General features: G+C 44.3%; 13 protein-coding genes and 1 riboswitch. Of the genes, 9 read left to right on the forward strand and 4 right to left on the reverse strand.

What is annotated here, in order from left to right:
• The first annotated feature begins 101 nt into the window (after positions 1-101).
• Positions 102-185, forward strand: a riboswitch (cyclic di-GMP riboswitch).
• 81 nt (positions 186-266) lie between these two features.
• A complete protein-coding gene (locus tag AR1Y2_RS00550; protein WP_175403547.1) occupies positions 267-4652 on the forward strand; it encodes a SpaA isopeptide-forming pilin-related protein in 4386 nt (1461 codons plus the stop codon).
• 111 nt (positions 4653-4763) lie between these two features.
• Positions 4764-5282, forward strand: coding sequence for a spore maturation protein (locus AR1Y2_RS00555; RefSeq protein ID WP_137327210.1), 519 nt, complete (start codon positions 4764-4766; stop codon positions 5280-5282).
• Between the two features lie 36 nt (positions 5283-5318).
• Here the strand turns inward: AR1Y2_RS00555 and AR1Y2_RS00560 are convergent, their stop codons facing one another.
• The 3 genes from AR1Y2_RS00560 to AR1Y2_RS00570 are packed head-to-tail and all read right to left on the reverse strand — an operon-like array spanning position 5319 to position 9294.
• A complete protein-coding gene (locus AR1Y2_RS00560) occupies positions 5319-5756 on the reverse strand; it encodes a MarR family winged helix-turn-helix transcriptional regulator (RefSeq protein ID WP_137327211.1) in 438 nt (145 codons plus the stop codon).
• Positions 5757-5776: 20 nt separating this feature from the next.
• The gene (locus tag AR1Y2_RS00565) at positions 5777-7444 is read right to left on the reverse strand and encodes a phosphoenolpyruvate carboxykinase (ATP) (protein ID WP_137327212.1); all 1668 of its coding nucleotides are present in this window, start codon (positions 7442-7444) and stop codon (positions 5777-5779) included.
• Between the two features lie 53 nt (positions 7445-7497).
• Positions 7498-9294, reverse strand: coding sequence for a DUF885 domain-containing protein (locus AR1Y2_RS00570; protein ID WP_243118812.1), 1797 nt, complete (start codon positions 9292-9294; stop codon positions 7498-7500).
• Positions 9295-9418: 124 nt separating this feature from the next.
• Here AR1Y2_RS00570 and metG point away from each other — a divergent pair, with 124 nt between their 5' ends.
• The 7 genes from metG (at position 9419) to AR1Y2_RS00605 (ending at position 16813) form a co-directional block, all read left to right on the forward strand.
• Positions 9419-11365: a methionine--tRNA ligase gene (gene metG / locus AR1Y2_RS00575; protein WP_137327214.1), complete on the forward strand. Its 1947-nt coding sequence runs from the start codon at positions 9419-9421 to the stop codon at positions 11363-11365.
• A gap of 403 nt (positions 11366-11768) precedes the next feature.
• Positions 11769-12506 carry a MurR/RpiR family transcriptional regulator gene (locus AR1Y2_RS00580; RefSeq protein ID WP_006567967.1) on the forward strand — a complete coding sequence of 246 codons (738 nt, stop codon included), beginning with the start codon at positions 11769-11771 and terminating at the stop codon, positions 12504-12506.
• A 499-nt stretch (positions 12507-13005) separates the two neighbouring features.
• Positions 13006-13437, forward strand: coding sequence for a PTS sugar transporter subunit IIA (locus tag AR1Y2_RS00585; protein ID WP_137327215.1), 432 nt, complete (start codon positions 13006-13008; stop codon positions 13435-13437).
• A gap of 11 nt (positions 13438-13448) precedes the next feature.
• Positions 13449-13925 carry a PTS sugar transporter subunit IIB gene (locus AR1Y2_RS00590; protein WP_137327216.1) on the forward strand — a complete coding sequence of 159 codons (477 nt, stop codon included), beginning with the start codon at positions 13449-13451 and terminating at the stop codon, positions 13923-13925.
• Between the two features lie 161 nt (positions 13926-14086).
• Complete coding sequence (locus AR1Y2_RS00595; RefSeq protein WP_137327217.1) at positions 14087-14905, forward strand: PTS mannose/fructose/sorbose/N-acetylgalactosamine transporter subunit IIC; 819 nt, start codon at positions 14087-14089, stop codon at positions 14903-14905.
• Between the two features lie 14 nt (positions 14906-14919).
• Positions 14920-15750: a PTS system mannose/fructose/sorbose family transporter subunit IID gene (locus AR1Y2_RS00600; RefSeq protein ID WP_137327218.1), complete on the forward strand. Its 831-nt coding sequence runs from the start codon at positions 14920-14922 to the stop codon at positions 15748-15750.
• A gap of 16 nt (positions 15751-15766) precedes the next feature.
• Positions 15767-16813 carry a zinc-dependent alcohol dehydrogenase gene (locus AR1Y2_RS00605; RefSeq protein WP_243118813.1) on the forward strand — a complete coding sequence of 349 codons (1047 nt, stop codon included), beginning with the start codon at positions 15767-15769 and terminating at the stop codon, positions 16811-16813.
• A 127-nt stretch (positions 16814-16940) separates the two neighbouring features.
• Here AR1Y2_RS00605 and AR1Y2_RS00610 read toward each other — a convergent pair whose 3' ends face one another.
• Positions 16941-17396 carry a DUF805 domain-containing protein gene (locus AR1Y2_RS00610; protein WP_137327219.1) on the reverse strand — a complete coding sequence of 152 codons (456 nt, stop codon included), beginning with the start codon at positions 17394-17396 and terminating at the stop codon, positions 16941-16943.
• Positions 17397-17482: the final 86 nt, after the last annotated feature.

A 17482-nucleotide genomic window follows, 5' to 3' on the forward strand; every position in this document is an offset into this window, starting at 1 on the left:
ATCCCTTTTTGTTCCATAAGATAGTTCCGCAGGCGTGATGCACATATATGCGTAAGGAAATTACTTGACTTATTTTGGTAAACATAATATGCTTAAAGTAGCAAGTAAATAGGCAAACCTGCTGAAAAGCAGTGACGCAAAGCTAAAGGGCCTTGGCGGTAAAGCCGTGGCAGCCAGCTGCCTCATAAATGATTATTTATGTGTAGATTGAAAATCCATTGGGTTTTCAGTCTTTTTTGTTAATCATGAGAAATGGGGGATCTATTATGTTTAAGAAGAGAAAAGTAAGAAGAAAAGCGGCACTGATCTTTGTGGCAGTGTTCACGGTTGCGGCAATCCTGGGAAGCAATCACCTGAAGGGGTTGTCAGCGCAGGAAGAAGAGATGGCTCAGAACACAGGAACCACGGAACAGATGACAACAGAGGGTACAGAGTCAACAACGCAGGTCACCGAAGCAGAGAAAACCACAACGGCGGCCACAGAAAAGACGACAGAAGTTCAGGCCACAACACAGGCTGACACAAAAGTCCAAAAGGCGGCAACAGCTTCAACTGCAGAGACGAAGAAAAGGACTGCTGTTAACAAGAGTAAAGCTTCCAAAAGCGCTGTTATAATAAACGGAGATTTTACAAAGTTCCTTACAAAATTTGAGTTTAAGGACCAGAAAACAGGAGAGTCATTTTCTGACACTCATCCAGTGACAAAGGACAGCAGCGTTCTGATCCGCTATGAGTTTAAGATTCCGAACAATGTAAATATTGAGGGAGGCTCTACATATAAGCTGAAGCTTCCGAGTGTTTTTCATTTAGAAAACCTTACCGGTACGGCGAGAAAGCTCAATGAGAGCCAGCAGGCAGCGGTAGATGAGGTCCCGAACTGGACCATTCACAGTGACAATACGATTACGGTAGCATTTCCGAAGACGCTGACAGAATCCAACGTGGAAGGATATATACAGATCCAGTGCAGTGTGGATGCGGAAAAACTGGTTGACCAAGTGATCATCTTTGACCTGGGACAGCTGGAAGGCTATGGGAAAGAATATAAGACCGATGTGGAACCAGAGGTAACAAAGAAAAGCCCTAAGGTGAAAAAGTCAGGAACCCTGAACCGGGATGACCAGACCATCACCTGGAGTGTTACGGTGACTCCGGACGCAGGTGATAAAAATCTGAAGGGATACAAGCTTACCGATACATTTAAGAATCCAGAAGAGCAGGAATTTGTCAGCGGCTCCATGACGCTGGATGGGACTCCGGCTGCAGATCCCACACTGACGGAAAAGGGGTGGGAATATACATTTGGAGATGTTTCAGATGGGGATCATATAGTCACATATAAAACAAAGATCCCGGACAAGTATTTCGAGGACATGAAATACAATCAAAATGGATCTGCCCAAATCAATAATAATATAACGAATACTGTTAAAATAGAAACAGCGGACCAGAAAGGCGAAGCAAGTTCCACAGCTTCTGTCCGTGCGACACAGTATCAGTTTATTAAGACAAAAGATGAGAATGGTGCAAGGGGATATGATGAGGCAACGGACAGAACCTGGCTTGGGTATAAGCTGTCAGCGATATATGATAATGGAGGAAGGATTGTAGAACCGGTGTTGATCTCCGATCAGCTTCCTTCCGGCACTTACTTGAATGAAGAACAGAATACGCTGAGAGTTAACTACGGGGATAAGGATATTATCCTCAAAAAGGTCTCTGGCTCCGAGCCTGGAATCAACCAGTATACTTACGATGAGAAGACAAACATCCTGAAAATAAAGCTGGATCCTAAACAGACTTCCGCCAATGTTTATTATAAGATCTGGTTGGATACAGAGGGAAACCATGGAGAACTTTCTTCTAATCCCAAGAATAACGCAGTCATAACAATCGGTAACAATATTGAGTTGACTGAGTGGGAAGATGGATTTGGCTGGACTCCCGGATATGAAACGAAAAAAATAGATCTGAACAAGTCTGGCAGTCTGGTAAATAAGGATGGAAAGCAATTTATCGACTGGAAAGTAACGATTAACAAGAACCCTTCGAAAAATGTGACAGGGAATGTCGACTTTACAGATACTCTCGGAGACGGCTTGGAATATGTCAGCGGCAGCTTTAAAGCCAGCTATGGCGGTAAGGATTACACTGACCCTGTAGTCCAGGGCAACATCATTAAATATACGATTAAGAATCTGGGTAAAAATGTGTGTACCATCACATACCGCACAAAAATTACCAGCGATCTTGATCTGAAACAGATTGGGGACAGCACTACTCATACCGGGACAAAGTTTAGTAACCAGGTCAAGCTTTTCTGGGAGGATAAGGACAAAGAGACTTCCGGGCAGGGTGCAGTGACCATTAAAACAGACCTTAAAAAAAGCGGTGCTTATAATGCCAAAGAAGACAGATATGACTGGACGGTCACAGCAAATTCCTACGGTCTGGCATTTCAAAACTTTGTAATGACAGATAAGCTTCCGGAACATCATACTCTCGTAGATGGAAGCCTTAAGTTTGGAAATACTGTGCTCACGAAGGATCCAAACGCAACGGCGCCATACTATGAGGAGAACAATGGAACGATTGTGATCCATTTTCCGGGAGATCAGATTTTTACATCTGCCTCTAAGATCACACTGAGCACAACGACTGACCAGCCGAAAGAAAAGACAGTCACAGCCGTGAATACGGTCAGTGCGGCAGCGGATGAGATCAGCGGTGAATTGACTGCGAAAAGTACCGTAACCGTAACATTTACTCCGAGTGTGGAAAAAACTACATCCTACAAAAAAGGAAACTATGTAGAGTGGACTGTTGATATCAACAAGAATCACAAAGTGCTTACAAAGCAGAAAGCTAAGCTTACAGACAATCTTCCCGCAGGACTTACATATAGAATGGGTTCCGTAAGTTTGGTAGATAAAAGCAATAAGGATACAGTGATTTCAGGCGTTGAGGCAGAGTATGACGCCATTGACGGTAAGATCGTATTTACCCTGCCGGATGGTTTGAGCCTCGATCACTATTATCAAATGAAGTTTATCACAGATGTTACCACAGCCACCGGGGAGATCAAAAATACGATCACTCTGGATGCCAGCGCAGAAGAGGTTTCTTCCACAACGGAAGAGATCCCGCTTATTCTGGAAGGAGCCAGCAGTGGCTTAACCGGTGACAATATCCGCGTCATCGTTCAGAAAAACGAGGCCGGCACTACGTATCCTCTCGAAAATGTAGTATTTCAGTTGTATGATTCCAATAACAACAAAGTGGGTGATGAAAAGCGCACAGACGAAACTGGAAGAATTGCGTTTGATGCAGGCTTAAAGTATGAAAATACTTATTATTTAAGAGAAGTCCAGACTTTAGACGGATACGAACTCCCGGCGAAGGATTTTAAGTTAGAGATTGGACAGAAAGTGACAGGGCAGAGCAAAGTTGCCATTATATTTGACGGAACTACATACAGCTTTGAACCAGACAGCACTGGGACCTTAAACATTAAGCTGGGGATTGATAATATGGCTAAGAGGGGTTCTGTGGAACTTCTGAAAGTAAACTCTGAGGATGCCGCGGAAGTGCTGAAGGATGCGGAATTCAGTCTGCATAAGAAAGATGGCACGCTGATTGCTGAGAATCTGAAAACAGATGACCAGGGTAAAATTAAATATGATTATTTAAAATTCGGAGATTATTATTTCATGGAGACGAAAGCTCCAGAGGGATTCAAATTGGACAGCGGTAAAAAGTATGCGTTTACCATCAACGATGAAGCCATAAGTACACCGATCGTTATAACAGCAGAGAACGAAGCTAAGTATGGCTCTGTGGAGCTTAAGAAGCTTGACAGCGAAGATGAGACAAAGACTTTGGCAGGAGCGGAATTCAGCCTATACACCAAGGATGGAGTCCTGTTGGAGGAGGGCCTTAAAACTGATGAGAATGGTACACTTAAGCGTGGACATCTGAGATTCGGAGATTACTATTTTCAGGAGACGAAGGCACCGGAAGGGTATCACCTGAATGGAGATACAAAGTATGAGTTCACCATCAACGATGAGTCTGTGGAAACTCCGGCAGGGGTTTCTGTGGTGAATGTTCCGACGAAGGTTACCATCTCCAAACAAGATAGTGAAACAAAGGAACCTTTGGCGGATGCCAGGCTCCAGATCCTTAAAGTTGAAGCCAATGGCGCAGAAACCCTGGTTGAGCAGTGGACCTCTGACGGTACAGACCATGTGATCACTGCAAAGCTGGCCGTCGGACAGGAATATATTCTGCGGGAGATTGAAGCTCCGTTTGGCTATGAGAAAGCTGCTGACATCAGGTTCACAGTCAGTGAAGATGAGGAAATCCAGAATATTACCATGCTGGATGTGGCATCTGATGACGATGAATACAGAGGCAGTACAACAGAATCTTCCACCACATACACAGAGACAACATCCTCTGAGGATGAAGAGGATTCTTATTACAGAGACGGAGGATCCAAGACCTCCAGCAAAGTAATTGAAAATGAAACCACGGCCACGGAGGTGACCAGTACTGGAGATAATTCCAAGACGGCACTGCTTGCAGCCATTGCGGCAGCAGGAATCGGAATCATCTTGTTTGTAGTACGAAGAAGGAAGTATAAAAAATAACAGAAGTATATGCAGAGAAGCAGGCTGATGAACGCCTGCTTCTTTTTTAGGTATATGGGACAAGGGTTTGTGGATATATTATAGTATGAAGAAATAAGGCGGGACGTGAATGTGATTGTATCGCTATCCGGCATTATCATCCCCTTGATTTTGTTTGTTATTATTTTATATGGACTGATATCAAAAAAGGAAATGTACCAGCCGTTTCTGGAAGGGGTTCAGGATGGATTTAAGGTGGTTCTGGAAATCGCGCCGACACTTATTGCGCTTTTTCTGGCAGTCCAAATCTTCAGGACCTCAGGAGCATTGGATCTGCTGGTGTCTGCATTAACTCCGGTGGGAAAACTCTTGAGGATACCAAAGGACGTGCTCCCGGTAATCTTCGCAAAGCTGTTTTCATCCTCAGCGGCCACGGGATTCCTTCTGGATATCTTTAAGAATTTTGGTCCTGACTCAACTCAGGGGGTGCTGTCATCCATTATTTTAAGCTCCACAGAGACATGTTTTTATACAATGTCTATCTACTTCTCAGCAATACATATAAAGAAGACGAGATATACGCTTACCGGAGCTCTGCTGGCAACCTTCGCGGGAGTTATGGCAAGTGTGATCCTGACGGGGATGCAGTAAAAAGGAAGCTGGAACATTTTTGTTCCAGCTTCCTTTTTAATTGTTCTTTGTTTCATAGTAATTCCGGAAATACTCCATGATCCGGATCAACAGCCGTTCGTCATCGTCATTCAGACGGGAAAGTACGTCTTCCAGCATATCCCGGTGAAACTTACGGTGGTGCGCATAGGCCTCTTTTCCCTTGTCAGACAAGGAAATATATACGATCCTCCGGTCCTGTTCCCCGCGTTTCCGGATCACATAGCCTTTTTTCAAAAGGCTGTTGATGGCAATGGTCAGGGTACCAACCGTGATGTTCAGAGCTTTTGCAATGGAAGACATGTTCTTCGGACTGCCGGTTCCAATGGCATCGATAATATGCAGTTCTTTGTTGGAAATGTCTTTGAACTCTTCTGTAATGACAGCCTTTTCCTCCTGATAGGATATCTCATGGAAAAGGCTGACCACGATGTCGTTCAGCTGCTCTTTCGTCACGGTAAGTATTCACCTCACTTTTATTTTACATGGTTGTGTGCTTCGCTGATCACTTTTGCCAGTGCTTCTTTTGCCTCTGTAGGAAGAGCGTTGTACCCGCCGTCTTCCGTATCCTTCTCGAAGATGAAGTTCAGACGCTCTGTCATTCTTGCTTTCAGGGTGTTCACGTAAGTCTCATCATCAAAGTCAGGAATATAACCCTCAACATCGATGGTCTCCATATTACTGAAAGGTCCCCATGGTTTGAACTGGGCATTGCCCTCAACAACCTGTTCCAGAACAGATAATGTGACGCTCGGCGTGATATCTTTGCCCATAAAATCACCGGTATTTAGAATATAACATTCTACATGGCGGTCTTTTACAAGGGAACGGAACTTCTTATAGTCATCCACCAGCGGATAAGTACGGAATGGGTTTGCGTATGGTTCCACCACCAGACGGTTCGGATCCACTCCAGGGGCCAGGCGCTCAGCGTTAGTACGTTTTGTGGCGAGAGTGGCACCCATAACGGCGGCCAGATGAGATCCATTGACCTTGATGATCGGCGGGATAGTCGGATCCTTCATGATCCAGAAAATACCGTTGACCGGAGATTCAATCTTATCCACACGGTTGGCAGACCAGAGTTTGGACTTGATGGCACGGCCGTTTCCGTTCCGGATATCCTCAGTTACAAGGACGATATTGCCTTTGTCATCTCTGGTAGCAGAACAGTTCTGTGCTGTCAGGAGATATTTATTGTCCTCGCATCCGGTTGGATAGTCAGCGGTCTTGTCAAAGTAGGTAGGCTCCATGGCGATGGTAGAGCCGGTCTCTGTATTAATAATAAATGCATCGTCATGCAGAACGGTAATATCATATTTATTATTGTGGACCGCATGAGTTAATGTTGATTTTCCTGACCCGGATAATCCAAAGAAGGAAGCCACATAGCTGTGGTTCGGGCTTAGGCGGTATTCTTTCTGTCCTCCGTGGCAGGAAGCGTATCCATTTCTGTTAGCGATGGCCCATGCAATGGTAAGGGTTCCTTTTTTATGTTCCCCAAAATAGCGCATTCCAAGCAGCGCCGCACAGTTGGTCTGTGTATTGAAATAAGTAAGTCCGAGCGGATGTTCCGGATGGCTCCACTGCGGATCTGAGAAAATGTAAATATCAGATTCACTGCCGATCGGACGGGACTTTTTATACATCTTGTTGTATTCGTCAGACTCATACTGGAAGTTGAGCATCCAGGAGTAGAGAATATTTTCTTCGCCTTCAGGGATCAACAGATGCGCTTTTACCATAAATTCAGGGTCAAGACCGATGTAAACCTCTGCGTGATACATGGTCTTTTTGCGTGTATCGTAAATTGCATCCATGACTTTCAGATCCAGGTCGTTGGTATCCACATTGGGACTTCCGGCAATCCTTCGGGCTGCCGCGCAGCGTCCGGTGACAGAACCGTCATTAAACAGCAGGACCTTAGAATCCTTTTTCAGGCCAAACTCTTCTCCTCTGTAAACCGGCATGTCAGTGACAATGGTACCTGGAGAATTTTTCGCAAGCTCATAGGCCTGCTTCAGGTTTACGACCTCAATAACATTGTTGCCGTAAAATGCGGCCTCGATGATGGAACGGGTTTTTGAGAATCCCGGTTTTCCTTTTCCAATTTCGTCATGGGTGTAACGTGCTTTTGTTGACATAATCTTTCCTCCTAAACTTATGTGTTTTGCAGGTACAAAGATCGTACCCGGATTTACAGGTTCTCGTCGATGCGTTGTTTGAGTATACGAAAGCTGTTAGGTCCGGCATCTAATATGATTTTATGAAAAACTTTTTCATCATAAGCATTTCCAGATTTCTGTTTATAGTAATTTTTTAACTCCATGAACTCCAAATAGCCGATATAGTAGCATAAATAGTTGGCTGGGTTCTGAATGACATAGCGGTAGAGAGCTTTCATGCCAGAAGTACTGATGGTGCCGTACTGCTGCATATATTTGACAGCCTGATCAACGCTCCATCCTTCGTAGTTGACACCCAGATCCACTCTGGCGCTCAATGCCATATTATATAGATAATTGTCCGGCAGGAGCTTTTTTAAAGGCTCAAGCTCAGACTTCATATCAAGATAGCTGTAGGAATCCATCTCCACATAGGTTGCCCATCCTTCGCTGTAGCCAGGGTAATCCAGGATATAGCGGATTGGATGTTCCTTCTTGCTGTGGAAATAGGTCGTCTGGTACAAATGTCCCGGATAGCCCTCATGGGCCAGTGTCGGGTACAGGGATTCCTGCCCGGTCTGTGCTTTGTTAATGTAGATGACATTTTTCTTATAGTCATCGATGGCAGGTATCATGTAAAAGGCCGGACTGGAGGTCTCCTCCAGGGAAGAATGGACATACTTGATTTCACAGTCCACATCCGCGGCAGCAGGATACTTTTTCTTGATCTTTTCTTTTAACTGCGTCAGGATCTTTTCTGGTTTCTTACTGGAATATTTATTCAGGTCCAGATCTAAGAACGCGTGATAGATGGAAGGGTCCTCTTTAATGATCTCTGTCATCTCCGTCTGAAGATATAAGAGATGGTCTTCCGTAGCTTTGATCATCTGTGGCACCGTTTTGTCTGAACCAGTCTTGTAGGACGCAAGAGCAGAATAATATGCCTTCCCATTCTTGAAGTGGGCATATCCCTTTTTGTTCTTACCGTTTCCTTTCAGATTCTTTAGGTCACTGTACAGATTCTCGTAGGCTGGGATTACTTTTTCTAAGATCAGCCGGCGGTTTTCTTTCCGGTAATTTCTCTTTTGGTTTGTGCTGAGACCTGGGACAGAATCGATGTTGGTGTTAAAAACCTCGATCATGTAGTTGTGGTCCGTAGCCCGTGTAAAATCGTTGATTTGTTCTAAGACGGCATCTACATCCGTATCTGACATGAAATATCCCCGTTTGACCTGTTCCTTTTCGTAGCGGATCACCGTATCGAAGTAGGAGCTGACTTTGGGGAGCAGAGAGAGATAGGTTTCTACATCCTCCTTGTTTCTTAAAGGAAACTCGCAAAGGGTCACCGGAAGCTGTGCCTGGGAACCAAGAGTGGGGCCTAGGACTGTCTGCAGATAGGGATAAGGGGCGAGTTTTTGCTGCCGCTTAAAGTAATCCATCAGATAGTCATAAGACTGTTTCTGGCTTTTGGATAGCTTCTTGTAGTTAAATCCCTTGAGCTTTTGTATCTCCTTCTTACAGTTGGCTTCGGCCTGGTCAAGATCCTTAAGGTCTATGTTGCCCAGATTGGCCTTTTTGGCCTTGATGCCGTAGCGCTCTGGATGTGCAAGGGTATAATGCAGATTGACCGTGTTGGAATTGACGTCTTCCTTGAAAAGCTGGTTCAAATAGGAGTCAAACTTCTGCCGGTCCGATGCTTTGTCTTTGGTGGATTCTGATTCTTCTGCTGTGGAGGTGCTGCCGGGATCTGATCCTTTGGAACAGCCGGTAAATGCCACCATGACAGCCATGGTAAATGCAAGAAACTTACGATATGTATATTTATGCATAAGAATCCTTTCTGAATAGAATCTCTTAGATACTATTATACTATTTTTTGAAGGAAAAAAATAGACTATCTTTGCAAGATGTACTATAATAAAACACAGTATAATGCGAAATTGGAGGAGAAACATGAGCAAGGAACCATATTATATAACAACTGCGATTACTTATACATCTGGCAAGCCTCACATCGGGAATACTTATGAGATCATCTTGGCAGATAGTATTGCCAGATATAAAAGAATGGAAGGTCATGACGTATTTTTTCAGACCGGTACCGATGAGCATGGACAGAAGGTGGAATTAAAAGCAGCCGAGCAGGGTGTGACACCGAAAGAGTTTGTGGATGACGTGGCAGGAGAGATCAAACGGATCTGGGATTTGATGAATACTTCTTATGATAAGTTTATCCGTACAACAGATGCAGACCATGAAGCCCAGGTACAGAAGATTTTTAAAAAGCTGTATGAGCAGGGTGATATTTATAAGGATCACTATGAGGGACTTTACTGTACCCCGTGTGAGTCATTTTTCACAGAAAGCCAGCTCGTGGACGGCAAATGTCCTGACTGCGGACGGGAAGTCCAGCCGGCCAAGGAAGAGGCGTATTTCTTAAAACTCAGCAAATATGCGGACAGGCTCATTGAGCACATCAATACCCATCCGGAATTTATTCAGCCGGAGTCCAGAAAAAATGAGATGATGAACAACTTCCTGCTCCCGGGACTTCAGGACTTGTGTGTGTCCAGGACCTCCTTTAAGTGGGGAATCCCGGTAGATTTTGATGAGGGGCATGTGGTCTATGTATGGCTAGACGCACTGACCAACTACATCACTGGTATCGGATATGACTGTGACGGAAACAGCACAGAACAGTTCAACAAGTTCTGGCCGGCGGACCTGCATCTGATCGGAAAAGACATCATCCGTTTCCATACAATCTACTGGCCGATCATCCTGATGGCACTTGACCTTCCGCTTCCAAAGCAGGTATTTGGACATCCGTGGCTGTTACAGGGTGACGGTAAGATGAGCAAGTCAAAAGGAAATGTTCTGTACGCAGATGATCTGGCTGATATGTTCAGCGTGGATGCGGTGCGCTATTTTGTCCTCCATGAAATGCCGTTTGAACATGACGGTGTGATCTCATGGGAGCTGATGGTTGAGCGTATGAACTCTGATCTTGCTAACACCTTAGGCAATCTTGTGAACCGCACCATTTCCATGTCCAACAAATACTTTGATGGAGTCGTGGAAGATAAGGGTGTTGTGGATGAGTTTGACGACCAGCTGAAAGCTGTGGTAACCGGTGCCAGAGATAAGGTCCAGAAAAAGATGGACGTGCTCAAGGTGGCAGATGCCATGACAGAGATCTTTAATGTATTCAAGCGCTGCAACAAGTATATTGATGAAACCATGCCGTGGGTGCTGGCAAAGGATGAAGAAAAGAAAGACCGTCTCGCAACGGTATTATATAATTTGGTGGAAGGTATTTTAACCGGGGCAGCATTGCTGGAGCCATATATGCCAGAGACTGCAGGAAAGATCTTAAAACAGCTGAATGCGGAACCTAGAAGCTTTGAGGATCTGACCACATTTGGCCATTATAAGAGCGGTACGAAAGTGACAGAAAAGCCTGAGATCCTTTTTGCGCGGCTTGATGAAGAAGAGGTGCTCAAACAGGCGGAAGAGCTGATGAACAAGCAGGCACAGGCGGCAGCAGGTCCTGTGATCGATATTGAGCCAAAAGAAGAAATCACCTTTGACGAGTTCGGAAAGATGCAGTTCCAGGTAGGTGAGATCATTGCCTGCGAGGAAGTCAAAAAGTCCAAGAAGCTGCTCTGCTCCCAGGTGCGCGTGGGAAGTGAAGTGAAGCAGATCGTTTCTGGTATCAAGGCCTATTATAAGCCGGAAGAGATGGTCGGCAAAAAAGTCATGGTCTTAGTAAACTTAAAGCCTGCTAAGCTTGCAGGTGTTTTATCTGAGGGAATGCTTTTGTGTGCTGAGAATGAAAAGGGAGAACTGGCCCTGGTAGTGCCGGAAAAAGACATGCCAGCAGGGGCAGAGATCTGCTAGAAATATTGATAAAAGAAAAGAACCTTGTGCAGACTATGGGCAGGGTTCTTTTTCAATAAGATGTTGATAATTTACAAATATTGTTATATTATTTAGAGAGAGCAGCTGTTAAAGGGTGGATGGCCTTCATTCTACATAGGATGGAGGTGGTGGCTATGAAACATTTTGACTTTAAAGATTTAATGTCTTTTGGAATGTTTCTTCTGGCATTGCTGACATTCATATATATGATATGTCATTAATTTAGAAAAGCGAAAAACCACCCTTATTACCTGGTCGTTATAAGGTGGTTTTTCATGTACTTTTATAATGGCCATCCCAGATTGGGACAGCTGCTCTTTACTGTATATTTACTATATCACAGACAATCATCTTTTTCAACGTGAGAAGGAAAAAATAGGTTATGATAGTTGAGATTACAGAAGAACTGGAAAGCGGGCTTACAGAAGCTGAACGGCAGGTGATAGAGTATATCAATCAACATGAAGATCAGTTTTTAAAGCTGACGATCACTGAACTCGCCGAAAAGAGTTTCACCTCCCCTCCGACTGTCTCAAGGGCTGTGAGGAAGTGTGGGTATAACGGTCTCTCGGAGCTGCGCTATAAACTTTCTGCAAAGATAGAAGATATGGTGGAGGGAGAGATTGTCAATGAGATTTTTCAGAAGTCTGTCACGGAGTGCATGAAAACCATTGAGATACTGAAAGCGGAGACGATTCTCAAGGTGGTGCGTTTTATTAAGACTGCCCGAAAGATTTATATCATTGCTAGAGGTTCTACCGCATGGATTGCCAAAGATGTGGAACTGCAGCTTCAGCTGCTTGGGTATAATGCCTATATGCTGTCAGATTCAGAGGTTATGAAAAAGTCGGATAAGCTCTTCAGGCAGGGAGACCTGATCATTATTTTTTCTATAAAGAACAGTACGCCGGAGCTGCTGTTGACTGCCCAAAATGCGAAGAAGGTAGGTGCAAATGTGGTGACCTGCTGCTGTCTGCCAAAGACAGATTTAGAAGATTATTCAGACTTGTCTGTCCTGGGATATAACCAGAGAAACAAAACCATCGAGGACTTTGATATCGTATCCAGGCTTCCATTGCAGATCATTGCAAGAACGCTGATTGATTATTTGAATCTTTGAGGATGGACTAAAATTACTGTTGACAATAATTACTAAAAAGGGTATTATAAAAGCAGTAAGAAAATAGAAGTATGTCCACTGTGACAGAGAAACCCCCGGAGACCATTACTCTCCGGGGGTTTTTTATTAACTGTCTTTTCTTCTATGATCCAGCCATTTATGGATGTAGTAATTTACTATAGTTGACATGACTGACATAAGAAAACGAAGTATGTATTCCACTGTGTCACCTCCTTTCAGCTGGAAAGAATCGACAGCAATTTCATTATATAATTAATCTTTTGTTTTGTATATATAAACTGTAAAAAAAGTAAATAAATAGTAATAATGCAAGAGCGTGAAAAGGGAGATACTGGGTTTTCACGCTCTCTTTTTGTGTAAACACAGTCATTTCTCCGGTATTTCAACTGATATACATCGACAGCGTCATCCTTAACAAGAAAACATTTTCAGCGCTGCCCTGCTATGATGGATTTATAAAAGAAAAGGAGGAATGGCAATGGTTGGAATTTTGATTGCAACCCATGGAGGATTCGCGGAAGGACTGTTAAATGCGGTGGAACTGATCGCTGGAGAACAAAACCAGGTGAAGACCATCGGACTGTATCATGGTGACGGAATAGATGAGCTTGAACAAAAAATCAGGACGGCAGTAAAAGAGCTGGACGATGGTGACGGAGTACTGGGATTTGTGGATATCTTAGGTGGTAGTCCATCCAATATGGTGATGAAATGTATGGCGGACACAAAGAATTTTAAAGCAATCGCAGGCGTCAGCATGGGAATGGTGGTACAGGCTGTGATGATGAGAGATCAATGCGGCTTAGATGAGCTGGCTGACCTATGCGAGGAAGCAGGAAACCAGCCTGTAGTGCTGCTGCATAAGCAGTATGAAGAGATGCTTGAAGATACAGAGATGGATGAGATCTAGGAGGGAAAAAGATGCAGGGAATAGTTTTGACAAGGATTGATGACAGACTGATTCATGGACAGGTGATGACTTCATGGCTCAACTTTACAAGTGCCAACAAGATCATGGTCATTGATGACCAGTCAGCGGCTGATCCATTTATGAAAACTGTTTTAAAAAATGCGGTTCCGGGAAATGTGGGGCTTGGTGTGTTTACAGCCCAAAAAGCTGCCGCAAGGTTGAAGAAGGGCTTCAAACCTGAGGATAAGGTCATTATCTTAGTAAAATATCCGAGGACCATATTAAGCCTTATGGAGCAGGGAATCGCTTTTGACCATTTGAATATCGGCGGTATGGGAGCAGGCAAGGGAAGAGAAAAATTTTATAAAAACATATCCGCTTCCGAAGAAGAAAAAGATATCCTAAAAAAAATCATAGACAGCGGCTGCCAGACAGAAATCCAGATCATAGCGGAAGATGCAAAAGTAGATGTGGCAAAATTACTATGACATGTTCCACATGATTTCCGTTCAGGTAGGCGGTGCCTTTTTGGTAATAAATTTTTCATATCCAACAAATAAACTGGCGTTATTCAATGAAGGTTATTCAGCAAAATAGAGACAGTGATAAATAACTTCTATATATTTTAGAAAAGAAAGGTGGATTTATTATGAGTATTTCAGTTGTTCAGGCAATTCTCATTGGAATTGTATATTATCTGGGAATCAACGGAACCCCTTGGCTTACCCTTCTGGGAAGTACGATCATTCAGAAGCCTCTGGTTTCCGGTGTCCTGGTAGGTTTTATCCTTGGTGATCCAGTCCAGGGAGCTATCATCGGTGCGGCGATACAGCTTCCATTCATCGCTTATATCTCAGCTGGGGGAGCGCCGCCTACAGATCCAGGGCTTGCAGGCACTATGGGAACTGCATTAGCTATGGCAGCCGGCGTTAAACCTACAGCGGCCATTGCTCTGGCAGTTCCGATTGGGCTTTTGGGAACCATCATCTGGGTGGTTCATATGACGGTGGATGTATTTTTTGTACATATGATTGATAAGGCAGCAGAAGAGGGCAATATGAAAAAGGCCAAATTCCTTCATATTGTACCGCCGCAGATCTTTGCCTTTGTGATCGGATGTATTCCGGTAGCCCTGGGCTGTTACTTTGGATCCGACGTGGTGACAAACATTATAAATGCACTGAGCGGAAGGCCTCTCCAGGCACTGGAGGTTATCGGCGGACTGCTGCCGGCCATTGGTATTGCCATGAACTTGAGAGCTATCAGTAAGCCGGGGATTCTCCTGTGGTATGTGCTTGGCTTCATCATTGCGGTTTACTTGAATCTGGATACTATGCCGATCGCGATCATTGCAGGTATCGTAGCTTATATCTACACTGGTGTGGTAGCACTCGCAGAGGAGAAACAGACTGCCATAGCAGTTGGAGCAGCCGGTTTTGATGACGATTTTGACGATGACTTTGAATAGAGGAGGAAACTTAAATGGCAGAGGATAAGAAAATTCACTTAAGTAAAAAAGATGTGCTGAAAGCATTTTGGAAATGGACATTTTTTTCACATTCAAATTATAACTATGAACGTCTGCAGGCCAGTGGTGTTCTCCAGTCTATGTCCCATCTTCCGGAAAAATTATATCCGGGAAACCAGGAGGAGCAACAAAAATTTATGGAGCGCCACATGGCATTTTATAATACAGAGCCCCATTTTGGAGGGATCATCAACGGTATGGTCGTGGCAATGGAAGAAGAGCGGGCCAACGGCGCCGATATTACAGACGATGCCATCAACAGTGTAAAAACAGGTCTCATGGGGCCTATGGCAGGCATAGGGGATACTCTGTGGCAGGGAACTCTTCAGCCCATTCTTCTGGCAGTGGGTATCAGCATTGCCACAGGGGGAAATGTAATGGGAGCAGGGGCGTTTGCAGCTTTAATGGCAGGTATCATGCTGCCGATTGCTTACTTTATGTACATGAGAGGCTATAAGACAGGGAAGAGTGGAGTTGAGGCGATTCTTGGCGGAGGTAAAATGAAACAGCTGATCTCAGCCGCATCCATTATGGGCGCTACCGTGCTTGGATCCCTGACAGCGAACTACGTGTCGGCAGAGTCTCATATGAAGATCAAGGTAGGGGCCACCAAGCTGGCTCTCCAGGCGGATGTTCTGGATAAACTGCTGAAGGGTATGATCCCACTGGGAATCACGCTGTTTACCTTATATTTATTAAAGAATAAAAAGATGAAATCCACTTATGTCATGCTGATTCTGGTTATTATCGGCGCAGTCTTCGGATTGACAGGAATTTTAGGATAGGACAGGAGGAGCTATTTTGAACGGCAAAATGAAAACAGCAGTGTTTACAGATATTAAACAAGTTGAAATTAAGGAATGTGAAAAGCCATCTCCATCAGGAAATAAAGTTCTGATCAAGGTAGATGCCGCGGCCATCTGTACTTGGGAGCAGAGGGTTTACACAGGGGTGAATAAAGTAGTATTTCCTTTTATCGGAGGACATGAGATCGCAGGCCATATCGAAGCGATGGGAGATGAAGTGAATCAGGATGAGTGGAGTGTCGGTGATCAGGTCGTGGTAGGAGTGACACTTCCGTGCAGAAACTGTTATTATTGCAAAACTGGAAATGAGCAGAGCTGTGAGCATTTTGACCACAGCGCTCATCTGCCGGGGCTTCCTTACAGAGGTATGGGAGGATTCAGTGAGTATCTTCTGGTCTCCCCAGACTGTATGTTCAAGTACAGCAATGCAGCACCGGAGGAAGCGTGCATCATAGAACCGGTATCCTGTGTGGTACACAGTGTAGAGACAGCCCGGGTCAGCCTTGGGGATACAGTGCTGGTCATTGGCTGCGGCATCATGGGACTGCTGCATACGGCCATTTGTACAAAAAGGGGAGCCAAGGTTATTGTATCTGATGTAAATGAAGAAAGGCTTGAGATGGCCAAGACACTTGGGGCTAAGGCCGTCATAAATCCGGCGGCGGAAGACTTGAAACAGAAAGTAGAGGAGCTTACAGGGGGGATCAAGGCTCAGGTGGTCTTTGACACGACACCCATACCGTCAGTGGTAGAGGATACATTTCAGTGTGTCAGCAATGCGGGAAAGATTGTCCTTTACAGTTCCATACATCCGGCAGAGCCGGTTCTGTTTGATCCTAACTGGGTTCACGGAAAGTCTGTTCAGATCATGGGAACGGCTAATTCCAATGATAGAGACTTTATGAGAGCGGCCCAGATGGTATCCGGGGGAGTGATCGACTTAAAACCTTTTATCAGCGGAGTGTATCCGGCAGAAAATATAAAAGATGCATTGGAATCAGCGATAAAAGGGGATAAATTCCGCAATATTATCACATTCTAATTACATACGGTAACACCTGATTGTTTTTCTCCACAGAAAAACAGATGTTAAAAGGAGACAGCGATTGCCCTCGCTGTCTCCTGAATTTTTATATAAAAAATGAAAGGAAAATGTTTTAGTACTGATACTAATCGTTATCCGGCATACCATAACGGTTTGTGCCCTGCACCCCTTGTTTAACAAAGAGAATAATAAAATAAATTACAACGATCAGGGCCAGAATTCCGAATACAATGGTTGCAAGCCCAAATCCGCCGGAGGCAGCTTCCGCACTCATCAGCAAGGATGCGGTTGTCAAGGTTAAGCTGACCATAAGTAAAATGATCGGTATATATGCAAGCAAAACCAACCAACCTGAATGGTCTACGTCATGCAGACGGCGTACATTCAATGACAGTCCGGGGATAAAAGTGATCAGTGACCACAGCGAGTTAACAGCGTTTGTATCTAACATCCTTGCAAGAAAACCAACAACGATTGATACAATAAACTGTCCCAGGATTGCCCACCAGAAATTAGAACGGGATGTCCTTCCTTTAAAATCGAAATAGCGTTTCCAATACGCTTTATAAGCGTTTATCATAGTTAAATCCTCCTCTTTTTCTTTTGTGTAATAAATGATGAAATTTTCCTTTCCTGAAATATTATAGAGATAAACCTTATTAATTT

The organism is Anaerostipes rhamnosivorans, assembly GCF_005280655.1.
Lineage (GTDB): Bacteria > Bacillota > Clostridia > Lachnospirales > Lachnospiraceae > Anaerostipes > Anaerostipes rhamnosivorans.